This window comes from Sphingobium sp. AP50, assembly GCF_900109095.1.
In the GTDB taxonomy this organism is placed as follows: domain Bacteria; phylum Pseudomonadota; class Alphaproteobacteria; order Sphingomonadales; family Sphingomonadaceae; genus Sphingobium.
The window spans coordinates 81,612-95,391 of the sequence record NZ_FNYZ01000010.1 but is presented as its reverse complement, the minus strand read 5'-3'; the positions used below and the strand labels follow the sequence as shown (position 1 = coordinate 95,391).

Genomic DNA, 13,780 nt, shown 5'->3' with positions numbered 1-13,780 from the left:
GCGGAAATGGCGGCGGCATCTATATAGGCGGTTTGCCGCGCCGCGCCAGCGATAGCCTTGGCGTGCGCACCGATCCTATCCCTGCTGCCCCATAAAGGCGGCCCAGAACCATAACAGGTGCCATGCCCGACGTCATTTTCACCGGACCCGAAGGTCGCCTCGAAGGCCGCTTCAGCCCCCCGCCCCGCCCGCGCGCGCCGGTCGCCATGATCCTGCACCCGCATCCGCAGGGCGGCGGCACGATGAACGACCGCATCACCCAGGCGATGTACAAGACCTTCGTGAAGCGCGGCTTTGCCGTGTTGCGCTTCAACTTCCGGGGCGTCGGCCGCAGCCAGGGCACGTTCGACAATGGCATCGGCGAACTCTCCGATGCGGCAGCGGCGCTCGACTGGGTGCAGAGCTTTCACCCCGAAGCGCAGACCACCTGGATTGCCGGCTTCTCCTTCGGCGCGTGGATCGGCATGCAATTGCTGATGCGCCGCCCGGAAATCCGTGGCTTCATCTCGGTCGCGCCGCCCGCGAACATGTATGACTTCTCCTTCCTCGCCCCCTGCCCCTCGTCGGGCATCATCGTGCAGGGCACGTCGGACGAAGTGGTGACCGCCAGCGCCGTCCAGAAGCTGGTGGACAAGCTGCGCACGCAGAAGGGCATCACCATCCATCATGACGAGATCAAGGGCGCGAACCATTTCTTCGAGCATGAACTCGACCAGTTGATGAAGTCGGTCGATAATTATCTCGACATGCGCCTGTCGCCGGATTCGCCGATCCGCTGACCTCCGGCCATGGCTGATAAAGAAAGGGCTGCCTGAAAAGGCGGCCCTTTTTGTTTTAACCCGAAACCCCGAGCCTTAAATAGAACCGTTCGTGCTGAGTAGGGGCTGAGCTTGTCGAAGTTGAACAGGTCGGATCATCCCCCGGACGATCCTGAACCATCCGGGGGATGGTTCACCTGTTCAAGTATCGAAGCACCGATCCTTCGATACGCCATTTCGACTTCGCTCAATGCCTGCCAAGGTCCAAAGCAGTCACGTGCCTGCTTTGGACCTTGGCAGGCAGTCGAAGGGGCTACTCAGGACGAACGGAATAGGGCGGAGTTCCCCTCTCGCCTTAACCCGAAACCGGCAAGGACAGGATGAACCGCGCGCCCTCGCCCGGCGCGCCGCCGATGACGATATCGCCGCCCATCGCCCGCGCCAGCCGGCGGGAGATATAAAGGCCAAGGCCGCTGCCACCGGCATCGTCCCGACCCAATCGCTCGAACTTCTCGAATATGCGCTCGCGATCGGCCGGGGCAACGCCCGTCCCCTGATCGATCACCGCGATACGCGCCTGCCCGCTCTCCCATTCGGTGGCGACGCGCACCTCCGTATCCTCGGGCGAATAGCGCACCGCATTGCCGATCAGATTGACCAATATCTGGAGCACCCGCCGAAATTCCCCGGTGGCCAGCAGCGTCGCATCGCCCGATGGCGGTACGATCTTTATCCGCCGGTCCAGCGCCTTGACCGCCAGCAATCCGGCCGCGCGCCGACCCAGATCGGCCAGATCCACCTCTTCGGCGATCACGCTGAAATCCGGCCGGTCGATTGCCTGCAAATCCGCCAGATCATCGACCAGCGCCATCAGATGCCGCCCCGCCACCGCGATATCGCTGGCATAACCGGCATAATCCGGGCGCAACGGCCCTTCCAGTTGGGCGCTGATCGTATCGGCATTGGCGATGATCCGCCCCAGCGGCTGGCGCAGCGACCGGTCCAGCCGCCGCCCGAATTCGGCGGGATAGAGGGCCAGCGGCTGATCCTCGACCATCGGCGCCACGACCGCCTGCACCAGCGGGAAGGCTGTGCCGCGATAGCCCTTGAGCTGTCCCGACAGATCGAAAGTCGGATAGGCCGACAGCCGGAACCGGCTGCCCGCATCCTTCGCCAGCACCGCCTGCTGATCGCGAAAGGCGCGGCGCTGGGCAAAGCCACGTAGCATCGCCATGTCACCATCCGCATCGGGCTGAAGCTGGAAATAGCTGGAAAAGCGACTGCCCGGCACCGGCGGATCGGCGGGCAGCGCTCCGGCCTCTCCCATCCCCTCCAGCACCATTTCGAATCGCAACTGCGTATCGATCTGCCAGTTCCACCCTTCGGCCAGTGCCGCGATATCCGCGTCGCGCTGCCCATTGTCGACCGGATCGGCAACCGTGGGCCGCTCGCGCCAGTCCACCACGGACAGGCTGACCCCGCCTTCTTCCGGCTTGGCGCGCACCCACATGTCGATATCGCCCCGCTCGCAGGCGGCGACCACCGGGCGCGACAGCGTGATCCCCAGCCGCCCCGCCAGCCGCGCGATCGTCGCCAGTTGCGGCACCGCGATCGGCACGCCCAGATCGGCCCCAGCCTCCCGCTGCAACGCCAGCAAAGGCGGATCAGCGCTCAGCAACCGGCCGTCGGCGGCCAGCATGGCGCGAACAACAACCGGATGGGACGGTATCGTCATGCGGCGGAGACCGCCCGCAAATGATCCAGCTTCGCGCGGAAGGTCGCGGGCGTGCGCAGTGCCTGCATCGCCGCCTCGACCTGCGGATCGCTCATGGCCTGATAGCGGTCCGCCTCCGCCACGATGACAATATCGGTCAGGGCCGGACGCACCGGCCGCAAAGCCATCATTAGATGGCGATAATCGCCATCCGATCCGCCCAGTGCGCGACACAGCAGCGCCAAGTCGCTCAGCGGGCCGAGTAGCAGCATGTCCGTTACCTGCACGCTGTCCATCCGCAACCGCCGCGCCGCCAGCGCCACGAACAGCAGGAAGCGCCGTTGCTCCAGCGCCTTGCCCGGCAGGTCCGGCGCATCAGCGGCCTCACCCATCTGGCGCACCAGCCGGTCCGCCTGCGCGATCGGCCCCGCGCCTTCGTCATGATCGGCCAGCAATTTCCAGACGGCCCGCTCGAACGCCGCCGGCACAGCATCGCCGCCATCAGCCATGATGCGCTGCGCCGCCGTCGCCAGACAGGCCGCCACCGTCCACACCAGTTCGGCAAAATGTTCGGCCGGCAGGTCCGGCCGCATCGGCTGCACCTCGCCTCCCGGCATCAGCCAGCGCCCCTCGGCCAGCGCCAGCGCCGACACCGCATCGCCCAATTCGGGATGATCGCTGGTCGGCAATGGCCCGTCCGCTTCCTCCGCCTGTTCGATATCTGCCTGCCCGAACGGCCGCAGCATCAGCGTCACGCCCGCACGCATTTGCATATGGGCCAGCAGTCCGGGGGCCAGCAGGCTGGGCTGCGCCCGCACCATCGGCCAGGCCAGCGGATCGGCGCACCGGTCCAGCGCGGCGCTAACACCCGGCGCATGATCCATCGACAGACGCAGCGCCATTTCGACCGCCGCGATACAGCCGCCCAGATGCCGCCGCGTTTCCGCGATCAACGCATCATGCCGCACGGGCGCGTCGGCCGGAAAGAAAAAGGCAAGGTCGATTGCATGCGTCACCGGCACGGCGGACATGCCCGCCATGACACGCGCCATCGGCCAGCTGCCCGCCATGGCCGTGCCGGTATGGGACGAATAGGCGCTCATGCCGGGCACCATAGCTACACGTCGTTAAAATGCACTAAACCCTGCGGGGGGAAAATCCCGCCCTGAAACAAATAGTCAGGGGCCGATAGTCAGTCCGGCCGACGCAACAAAATCGCCCCGACCGATGCGATCACAGCGACCATCGCGACATCATATCCGGTCGCCAGCGCGCCGAGCAGACCACCCAGCAGCAACAGGATCAGCGCCGTCCCCGGCGTCACGATCATCCACACCCGCGCCGCGCCCGTCCGGCGCCAGCGATCCGCCAGCAGGATCATCGCCAGCAACAGCGCCAGATAGGTCGCGATCGCATTGCCACCGGCCAGCGCGATCCCGACCAGCGCAAAGCCCGGCGTGACAAAGGCGGTCCAGCCCGTAGGCGGCGTGCGCAGCGACAATTCGTCCAGCCGGTCGGCCGTCTCCGCCAGCAGCAGCGCCAGCAGCAACAGGCAGAAGCCGGTCGCCGTCCACAAAAGTTCGATCGGCACCAGCGCGATCGCGCCCAGCGCCATGGCCGCGATCCGTACCTGCGCGGCGGGCACCTGCGTCCGCATCAAGGGCGGGCTGATCCGCCGCGCCAGCCGTGCCAGCGCATAATGTTCGATGCCGCCGCGCGCCCGCGCCGCCGAAGCGCCCGCAGCCGTGACTGCCTGTGCCACCAGATCGGCCTGCTGCTGCGTTTCGACCAGCGCGACCCGCCCTTCCAGCAAATCATCCTGCGACACGGTGATGCGACGCGCGCCGCCCTGCACCGCCGCCCGGACCAAAGTCAGCGCCAGATCCCAGTCGCCGATCATGTCCAGCGTGCCGAACAACAGGTCGGGGCTGATCCGCGCCAGTCCTGCCCAGCGCTGCCCGGCATCGATCCGCTCCAGCGGCGCACTGGCCCGGCTGTCATCCGCAACCAGCAGCGCATTGCCATCGATCCCGCCGATATTCGCGAAATGCGCCTGCGCCACGACCGCGCCATCGGCGACCAGCAGCACGTCGCTGTCACGCGGCGCATCGCGCACCATCGACACCATGTCGCGCACCAGCGCGACCGCGATGCCGTCCGCGCTCAACCGGTCGACTGCTTGCGACACCGCCGGGGTAATCACGCTGACCAGAATCAGAATGCGATCGGCGCCGGCCTGCACGGCCTGACGCGCCTGATATTCGACCAGTGTCTGGCCGGCGAAATGCAGGCTGGCCCGCAGCCCCGCGGGCGAATCGGCGGTTGGCCTGCTGGCGCTGAGAATTGCGGCGAAACTCATATCGTTACGCTTGTGGACCCGATTATTGTGTGGGCGACCTTGTCGCAAGGCCGAAGCCTTCGCGCAAGCAAAGCCGCGCACCGGGTTGAAATCAATGAACGGCAATCAATCCTGACGCAGGCCGTCCAACACCGCTTCCAGTCGCCGAATGACCCGTGGGTCGCCCGGCGCCGCCTGCGCGGCCTCGTCAGCCAAAGCCATCAGCGCGGTCAGGCCGAAACTGGCGGCCAGCCCCTTCAGCCGCCATGCGGCCAGTTCCCAATTGGCGTCGCAACGGGCCCGCTTCAGCAGATCGACCTGACGGTCGGCGCTTTCCATGAAGGCCACGCGCAGATCGGCGATGAGTGCGCGATCTTCGCCGACGGCTGCGGCAAGGGCAGCGTGAAGAGCGCCAGAATCATAGGACATGGCGACAGATGCTATCGGGCGTGCGTTAAGTTTTGGTAACAGGGCATTTCCGCCGCCGGAAAAGCTGCTAGGATGCGGTTATGACAGGGGGCAACAGCACAATCGTCGAGTTTTGGCGAGACGACCTTAACGCGACCGGCACACAGTCGCAGGCGGACGATATTTTGCTTTTAAAACAGGCCGTTCTGGAAATAGACGAGAGTGACGAAACGGCCGGGGACGGCGCGGAAAAGACAGTGAAGCGGGTGCGCATCGCGCTTTCGCTGCTCGCCGCTTTGTGGCTGGGCTTTGCCGGTTGGGCGATCATCGTCTCTGGCGATCTGGCCGCCGCCCCCTCTGCCTGGGCCAATGCCGTCGCCACGCTGGCGGTGCCGTTGATCCTGCTCGCCCTGTCCTATCTGCTGCTGGTACGGAACAGCCGCACCGAGTCGCGCCGTTATCTCGACACCGCCCGCGCCCTGCGGACGGAAGCGGACCTGCTGGAATTGCGCCTTGGCCGGATCACCAGCCAGCTCGAATCCGCGCGTCAGACGATGCAGGATCAGGCCGAACTGCTCGACAGCTATGGTGCCGCCGCCAGCAGCAATATGGAAGCCTCTGCCGAACTGATCGCCGGCCGCGCCCATATCACCGCCGAGCGCGCCGAAAGCGCGGAGCGCGCGGGACAGGCGCTGGTGCAGCGCATGGACATGCTGATCGCCTCCATCCCCGAACTGGAGGACCGCACCGGCCGCATGTCGGCGCGAATCATGGATGATGGCCATGCGCTGGCGGAGCGAATCGACATGCTGGAGGCGCGCCTTCACGCGCTGACCGAAGTCTCCGACGAAGCCCGTGCCCGCACGCTGGCCGCGACCAAGAGCCTGTCGAGCCAGTTGACCCAGTTGCAGGAATCGACCCGCGCCGCGACGGAGGAAGTCACTGGCATGGCCGATATCGCCTCCGGCCGGATCGACGCCACCGCGCAAAGCGCCCGCGAAGCGATGGACCGCAGCCGTCAGGATCTGGAGGAGCATGCCGAAGCCCTGAACGCCGCGATCGACGCAGCGCAGGCCGGTGTCGCCAGCACCAGCGATCAGGCCCGCGCCACGCTGGCGGAAGATCTGGACACCATCAACACCACCATGCGCGCGCGCATCGACACTGTGCTGCACACCGTGCGCGGCGCCTTCGCCACCACCGACGAAGGCCTGTCGCGGCGCGCCGAAGCGCTCGAAACCCTGGTCGCCGCTGCGCAGCAAGGCATCGGATCGACCAGTGAAGAAGCGCTGTCCACCCTCTCCCGCGACATGGCCGCGATCGATGACGATCTGCGCCGTCGTCTGGATAGCGCGCTGGAGCGGGCACAGGAAAATCTGGCCGTCACTGACAGCGGCCTCACCCGCCAGACGGAGGCACTGGACACGCTGATCGCCCGCTCGCGCTCCAGTCTGGATGCGATCGGCGGGGAGACGGTCACCAGCCTCAGCGACATGATCGCCGATATCGAAAGCCGGCTGCATCATCTCGATACGATGATGGAGGGGCAGCGCAGCCTGATGTCGGGCCTGCACGCCGGTCTGCATGACACTATCGCCTCGACCGAAGGCCGCTTCGCCGCGCTAGAGGATAATGCACTGGCCCGTGGCGAGCGCCTAACCGCCGCACTGGCCCGCCTGACCGAAGAGACGCAGCGGATCGACGGTGCGCTGGCATCGGGCGGCATGACCGCCGAAAAGCTGATCGGCGCCGCCGAAACCCTGCTGGTGGCGCTCGATTCGAGCGTGCGTGAACTGGACGAAACCTATCCCGGCGCGCTGGAACGCTTCGACGCCCGCGTCGAACAGAGCCGCGCTTTGCTGGGCAGCGCCACGCCGGAGATCGAGCGGCTGGAGGCCATTTCGCAAGCGCTGGTGGGCCGTACCGAGGAAGCGGAATCGCTGCTGCGCGGTCAGGGCAGCCGCCTCACCGAATGGCTGGAAAGCACCCAGAGCGGGCTGCATGCCAATCGCGAACTGGTCGACCGCCTGCGCACCGCGCTGGAAGCGGCGGATCAGGATGCCCGGCGTATTACCGAAGGCGCCGGACCGCTGCTGGTCACCGCCCTGCTACGGGTCAAGGACACGGCCGATCAGGCCGCCGAACGCGCGCGTCAGGCGCTGGGCCGCGCCATTCCCGACGCAGCACAGCAATTGGCGCAGGCCAGCGACGAAGCGCTGGAAAATGTCATCGGTGACAGGGTGACGGCGCAGATCGAACAGGTTGCCCGCGTTGCGGAGGAAGCGGTTCAGGCCGCACATCAGGCCTCCGAACGGCTCACCCGCCAGTTGCTGACCATCGCCGACACCAGCGCCAGCGTGGAACAGCGCATCCTCGATGCGGAACAGGCCGCCGAACATCGCGATCGCGACCATTTTGCCCGCCGGTCCGCCCTGCTAATCGAATCGCTCAACAGCACCGCGATCGACGTCGCCAAGATCCTGTCGAACGACGTCACCGATTCCGCCTGGTCCGCCTATCTGAAGGGCGATCGCGGCGTCTTCACGCGCCGTGCGGTCAAGCTGCTGGATGCCGGCGAATCCCGCGAAATCGCGCTGCACTATGATAATGACGCCGACTTCCGCGATCATGTGAACCGCTACATCCACGATTTCGAAGCGATGTTGCGGATCATCCTGTCCGCACGCGACGGCAATGCGTTGGGCGTGGCGGTCCTTTCGTCCGACATGGGCAAACTCTATGTCGCGCTGGCGCAGGCGATCGAACGGCTGCGGCAATAGCGGCGAATCCACGCCGGCGCTGATGTCGGCAGCGCTTGACTAATCTCCATGTGTTTCCTATGCGTTCCTCATACGTTCCACGGAGGACCGCAGCGATGTTGACGCCAAAGCAGCAGGAATTGCTGAGCTTCATTCAGACCCGGCTGGAGGAGGGCGGCGTGTCGCCTTCCTTCGAGGAGATGAAGGACGCGCTCGACCTGCGCTCCAAGTCCGGCATCCACCGGCTGATCAATGCACTGGAGGAGCGCGGCTTCATCCGCCGCCTGCCCAATCGCGCCCGCGCGCTGGAAGTGCTGAAACTTCCGGACGCCATGCACCGCGATGTCGCACCGGTCATCCCGGCCCGTCCTCGCGCTGCGCCGTCCGCCCCCGCGCTGCCGATCGCGGCCAATGACGTGATCGAAATCCCGCTGCATGGCCGCATCGCCGCCGGTGTCCCTATCGAGGCGATGGAGGGCCAGACCATGTTGTCCGTCCCCGCCGCCCTGCTCGGTTCGGGCGATCATTATGCGCTGGAAGTGTCCGGCGATTCGATGGTCGAGGCCGGCATTCTCGATGGCGACTTCGCCCTGATCCAGCGCACCGAAACCGCGCGCGAGGGCCAGATCGTCGTCGCCCTGATCGACGAAGCGGAGGCGACGCTCAAATATTTCCGGCGCGAAGGCAGCCGGGTGCGGCTCGATCCGGCCAATCCGGCCTATGAACCGCAAGTCTATGACGCGCGGCAGGTCCGCATTCAGGGCAAGCTCGCCGGATTGCTCCGCCGCTATAATTGAGGCCTTCGCGGCCGGGCACGCGATATCCACGGATGCGCGTCACCGGGCCGGAAGACGGTGCGAACCTCACCCGTTCCAAGGGTAATCGACAGGCCGCCGGTGCGCATCAGCAACCGGCGGTCGATTTTCATCCGGCGCGGACGGCACCAGCGCGGCAGGCCCCGGTCGCTGACGACGATATCGGCCATGGCGCAATCCCGCGCAAAGCTGCGCCGCTCGATCAGCATGTCGCTTCGGGTGAAAAGCAGGCGCCAGCTTCGCCCTTTCCCATCCTTCAACCGGACAGCGCACAGGTCGGTCGAACATCGCGCACCCGGCAGCGTCGCGATCGCCGCCAGTGCCCCGTCATAGCCCGCGCTTTCCGACAGCACATCGCGCACATAATCCCCCGCCCGGTCGCGCAAAATCGCCATGCCATCGGGCGTGCGCACGGCAACATGCCGCCCGTCGCCCGTGACCAACAGATCGGGCGGTGAAGCCGCGAAGGTCACGCCCACCCCGATCAGCACCGGCGCCAGCCCCAGCCATCGCCACCGCGTCCGCCAGAGCAGGCACCAGAGCAACCCCACCACCGTCATCCCGAACAGCGTCATGCCCATGGTCGGCGCCAGCAGCGTCGCCATCGGGCTGGCCGCCACGCCATGGGCCAGCGCCAGCAACAGGTTCAGCGCCTGCTGCGTCATCCACCAGAAGGCCGCGCCCAGTCCCACCACATCCAGCAGCAACGCCATCGCCTCCAGCGGCATGACGACAAAGGTCGTCAGCGGAATGGCGATCAGATTGGCAAAGGCCCCCAGCATCCCCGCCTTGTGGAAATGAAACAGCGCGATCGGCATCAGCACCAGTTCAACGGCAATGCCGGTCGCCAGTGTAACCGCCAATGCCCGCCCGGCACGGCGCACCACGCCTTCATCCCGCGCCGCGGCAAAGGCGCGAAACCGCCCATGTTCCGCCAGCGCCACCAGCGCCGTCACCGCCGCAAAGCTCATCTGAAAGCTCGGCCCCGCCAGCGCTTCGGGCCAGAAGATCAGCACCAGCAACGCGCCACTCGCAACCAGCCGCAACGTGATCGCATCCCGCCCCATCGCCAGCCCGCCCAGCACCAGCAGCGCGGCGACACAGGATCGCAAGGTCGGCACCTCCGCGCCGGTCAGCCAAGTGTATCCGATCCCCGCCAGCGCGCCGCCAGCCGCCGCGATCAACATCAATGGCCAGTGCAGCGCCGCCCGCTGGCTCAGCGCCATCACCCGCATCAGCAGGAAAATCACCGCACCGATCAACGCTGTCACATGCAGGCCGCTGATCGACAACAGATGCGCCAGCCCGCTGCGCCGCATCGCCTCGGCATCCGCTTCTGGGATGGCGCCCTGATCCCCGGTCGCCAGAGCGACCGCAATCCCTTCGGCCGGACCGTCCACGCGCTCCAATATATGGCCGAACAATTGCGCCCGCAGCGGCGGCGATGCGGTGGAAGCACGCACCACCTCCACCGGTTTCAACGCCTTCCCCGTTGCGCCAATCCCCTGAAAATAGGCACGCGCGGCAAAATCATAGCCGCCCGGCACGCTGGGCGGCGCAGGCGGCATCAACCGCACCCGAAACCGGATCAGCGCCCCTTCGCCCAGTCCCGTCGGCACATCCCCATCGCCGATGTTCACCCGCACCACCGCTGGCAGGTGCGGCGCATCCATCGGTCGCAGCATCACGCGCACCATCGCCTGCGCGGGCACCGGTCGCACCGACAGCACCTGCCCCGTCATCTGGACGAAGGTCGCACGTGCCAGCGGCGGCTGCCCCCACAAGGCCGCCTTCCCCCACACCAGCAGGCACCCGATGCAAGCCAATATTGCACCCGCGACAATCATCCGCCGCAGCCGTCCGCCCGACGGCAACATCGCGCCCATGCACGCCAGCGCCAGCATCCCGCAGCAAAAGGCCAGCCAAGCCATGGGGTCTGGCAGGATGAACCAGGCGGATATCCCCGCGCCCAGTCCGATCGGTGCCCACAGGCCGATCTGCTCCCGCTCCCTTTCCAGCCAGCTTTCAATCGCTTCCAGCCCGCTTCGGGACAGCGCAGCCATCCTCCCGCCAAGGGAGGTTTGTCGTGGCTCAAAAGCCATGCTAGGGGGCGTCGCATCCATGGGTCAGCTAAGGCGAATGTCAAAGAATATGACGGCAAGTGCAACGGGAATGAACAAGCAGGTGGTGACCCGTTTCGCCCCATCGCCGACCGGCTTTCTGCATATCGGCGGCGCCCGGACTGCGCTCTTCAACTGGCTCTATGCGCGCCACCATGGCGGCAAGTTCCTGCTCCGTGTCGAGGATACCGATCGCGCCCGCTCCACCGAGGAAGCCGTGGCCGCAATCTTCGACGGTCTGGAATGGCTGGGCCTGGGCGGTGACGAACCGGCCGTCTTCCAGTTCGAGCGCACACCGCGCCATGCGGAAGTCGCCAACCAGCTGCTCGAAGCCGGCCACGCCTATCGCTGCTACGCCACGCCGGAAGAACTGGCGGAACTGCGCGAGCAACAGCGCGCCGCCAAGCAGCCGATGCGCTATGACGGCCGCTGGCGCGACCGTTCGCCCGCCGAAGCGCCCGAAGGCGCGCCCTTCGTCATCCGGATCAAGGCGCCGCGCGACGGCGAAACCGTGATCGAGGATCAGGTGCAGGGCCGCGTGGTCGTGCAGAATGCAGAGTTGGACGACATGATCCTGCTCCGCTCGGACGGCACGCCCACCTATATGCTGGCCGTGGTGGTCGACGATCATGACATGGGCGTCACCCATGTCATTCGCGGCGATGATCATCTGAACAACGCCTTCCGCCAACTCAGCATCATTAAGGCGATGGGATGGCAAGAGCCGACCTATGCGCATATCCCGCTGATCCACGGATCGGATGGCGCGAAACTGTCCAAGCGTCATGGCGCGCTGGGTGTCGACGCTTATCGCGACGATATGGGCATGCTGCCTGAAGCAGTGCTCAACTATCTGCTGCGGCTGGGCTGGGGCCATGGCGACGAGGAATTCATCCCCATCGCCCGCGCGATCGAACTGTTCGATATCAGTGGCGTCGGCCGCTCGCCCTCGCGCTTCGACATCAAGAAGCTGGAAAATCTGAACGGCCATCATCTGCGCGAAGCAGACGACTCGCGCCTGGCCGCACTGGTTGCGCCGCGTGTCGCCGACCGGCTTGGAAAGGTTTTACCTGAAAACGGGTTGGGCATTTTGACCCAAGCCATGGCTTCGCTGAAGCCGAGGGCAAAAACCCTTAACGAAATTGCCGAAGGCGCCGAATTTCTGTTCAAAACTTGCCCGTTGGATTTTGACGAAAAGGCGTCCGCTCTGCTAGAGGATTCCGCGCGCGCGCTGCTGGTCAAGACAGCCGACGCTCTCCATCCCGTCCAGTCCTGGACGGTCGAAGCGATCGAAGACGCAATACGCCGCGTGGCGGAGGATGCCGGCCTGGGACTGGGCAAGGTGGCGCAACCGCTCCGTGCGGCGCTCACCGGTCGCACGACTTCGCCAGGTATTTTTGATGTCCTCTTCCTTCTGGGGAAAGAGGAAAGCTTGGAACGACTGGCCGATGCAGGGCACGCAACGGCCGGTTGATGGCATACAAGGAGAAAAACATGTCGGATAACAAAGTCAGTTTGACCGTTGGGGGAGAGAGTAAGGACTATGCCATCATGGATGGCACCGTCGGTCCGCAGGTCATCGACGTTCGTAAGCTCTACGCCAATACCGGCATGTTCACCTATGATCCTGGCTTCACCTCGACCGCCAGCTGTGAATCCGGCCTGACCTATATCGATGGCGACGCCGGCGTGCTGCTGCACCGCGGCTATCCGATCGGTCAGCTGGCCGAACAGTCCAGCTTCATGGAAGTCTGCTACCTGCTGCTGAACGGCGAATTGCCGTCGAAGAGCGAGCTGGCGGACTTCACCAACACCATCACGCGCCACACGATGGTCCATGAACAGCTGACCGCTTTCTTCCGCGGTTTCCGTCGTGACGCGCATCCGATGGCGATCCTGGTCGGTGTCGTCGGCGCCCTGTCGGCCTTCTATCATGACTCGACCGACATCAACGATCCGGAACAGCGTCGCATCGCCAGCCACCGCCTGATCGCCAAGATGCCGACGATCGCCGCGATGGCGCATAAATATTCGGTGGGTCAGCCCTTCGTCTATCCGCGCAACGACCTGTCCTACACCGCCAACTTCCTGCGCATGACCTTCTCGGTCCCGGCGGAAGAATATATCCCCGATCCGGTGATCGTGGATGCGATGGACAAGATCTTCATCCTGCACGCCGACCATGAACAGAATGCCTCGACCTCGACCGTGCGTCTTGCCGGTTCGTCGGGCGCCAATCCGTTCGCCTGCATCGCGGCCGGCATCGCCTGCCTGTGGGGCCCGGCGCATGGCGGCGCGAACGAAGCCGCGCTCAACATGCTGCGCGAAATCGGCACCGTCGATCGTATTCCGGAATATATCGCCCGCGCCAAGAACAAGGACGATCCGTTCCGCCTGATGGGCTTTGGCCACCGCGTCTACAAGAATTACGATCCCCGCGCGACCGTGATGCAGAAGACCGCGAAGGACGTGCTGGAGAAGCTGGGCGTCAATGACCCGATCTTCGACGTCGCCAAGGAACTGGAGCAGATCGCCCTCAACGATCCGTATTTCGTTGAAAAGAAGCTCTACCCGAATGTGGACTTCTATTCGGGCGTGATCCTGTCGGCCATCGGCTTCCCGACCGAAATGTTCACCGTGCTCTTCGCCCTTGCCCGCACCGTCGGCTGGGTCGCGCAGTGGAACGAAATGATTTCGGACCCAGCGCAGAAGATCGGCCGCCCGCGTCAGCTCTACACCGGCCCGACCGAGCGCGACTACGTCCCGGTCGACGCGCGCTAAGCGACGGCATCACGGATAGTGAAGAAGCGGCGCCCCTCACCGGGCGCCGTTTTTTGTTGCCGATACGGATCGGCAAAGCTGCCCTTA

The 13,780-nt window shown here is 65.4% G+C and carries 10 protein-coding genes; 5 read left to right on the top strand and 5 right to left on the bottom strand.

Annotation, left to right across the window (positions count from 1 at the left end; all coding sequences use genetic code 11):
- Positions 1-122: 122 nt before the first annotated feature.
- On the top strand, positions 123-779 hold the full coding sequence (locus BMY84_RS16640; RefSeq protein ID WP_093015291.1) for an alpha/beta hydrolase: 657 nt from the start codon (positions 123-125) through the stop codon (positions 777-779).
- Between the two features lie 334 nt (positions 780-1,113).
- On the opposite strand, the gene BMY84_RS16635 is transcribed toward BMY84_RS16640, so the two are convergent.
- From BMY84_RS16635 to BMY84_RS16620, 4 genes are all read right to left on the bottom strand, one after another.
- Positions 1,114-2,493 (bottom strand): sensor histidine kinase, encoded by a 1,380-nt coding sequence (locus BMY84_RS16635; protein ID WP_093085328.1) that lies wholly within the window; start codon positions 2,491-2,493, stop codon positions 1,114-1,116.
- Positions 2,490-3,575 carry a hypothetical protein gene (locus BMY84_RS16630; RefSeq protein WP_093085452.1) on the bottom strand — a complete coding sequence of 362 codons (1,086 nt, stop codon included), beginning with the start codon at positions 3,573-3,575 and terminating at the stop codon, positions 2,490-2,492. Before BMY84_RS16630 ends, BMY84_RS16635 begins: the two co-directional genes overlap by 4 nt.
- Before the next feature lie 89 nt (positions 3,576-3,664).
- Positions 3,665-4,831 (bottom strand): hypothetical protein, encoded by a 1,167-nt coding sequence (locus tag BMY84_RS16625; protein WP_093085327.1) that lies wholly within the window; start codon positions 4,829-4,831, stop codon positions 3,665-3,667.
- Positions 4,832-4,936: 105 nt separating this feature from the next.
- Entirely contained in the window at positions 4,937-5,239 is a 303-nt protein-coding gene (locus BMY84_RS16620) for an Hpt domain-containing protein (RefSeq protein ID WP_093085325.1), read from the bottom strand.
- Between the two features lie 80 nt (positions 5,240-5,319).
- Here BMY84_RS16620 and BMY84_RS16615 point away from each other — a divergent pair, with 80 nt between their 5' ends.
- Together BMY84_RS16615 and lexA are read left to right on the top strand one after the other, a co-directional pair.
- On the top strand, positions 5,320-7,998 hold the full coding sequence (locus BMY84_RS16615; RefSeq protein ID WP_093085324.1) for a hypothetical protein: 2,679 nt from the start codon (positions 5,320-5,322) through the stop codon (positions 7,996-7,998).
- A gap of 95 nt (positions 7,999-8,093) precedes the next feature.
- Positions 8,094-8,774 (top strand): transcriptional repressor LexA, encoded by a 681-nt coding sequence (gene lexA, locus BMY84_RS16610; protein WP_093015273.1) that lies wholly within the window; start codon positions 8,094-8,096, stop codon positions 8,772-8,774.
- Here lexA and BMY84_RS16605 read toward each other — a convergent pair.
- The gene (locus BMY84_RS16605; RefSeq protein ID WP_256215292.1) at positions 8,765-10,855 is read right to left on the bottom strand and encodes a ComEC/Rec2 family competence protein; all 2,091 of its coding nucleotides are present in this window, start codon (positions 10,853-10,855) and stop codon (positions 8,765-8,767) included. The two genes, lexA and BMY84_RS16605, sit on opposite strands and share 10 nt — an antisense overlap.
- Before the next feature lie 109 nt (positions 10,856-10,964).
- Here BMY84_RS16605 and gltX point away from each other — a divergent pair, with 109 nt between their 5' ends.
- The gene (gltX, locus tag BMY84_RS16600) at positions 10,965-12,386 is read left to right on the top strand and encodes a glutamate--tRNA ligase (protein WP_093085321.1); all 1,422 of its coding nucleotides are present in this window, start codon (positions 10,965-10,967) and stop codon (positions 12,384-12,386) included.
- 20 nt (positions 12,387-12,406) lie between these two features.
- Positions 12,407-13,693, top strand: coding sequence for a citrate synthase (locus BMY84_RS16595; RefSeq protein WP_093085451.1), 1,287 nt, complete (start codon positions 12,407-12,409; stop codon positions 13,691-13,693).
- Positions 13,694-13,780: the final 87 nt, after the last annotated feature.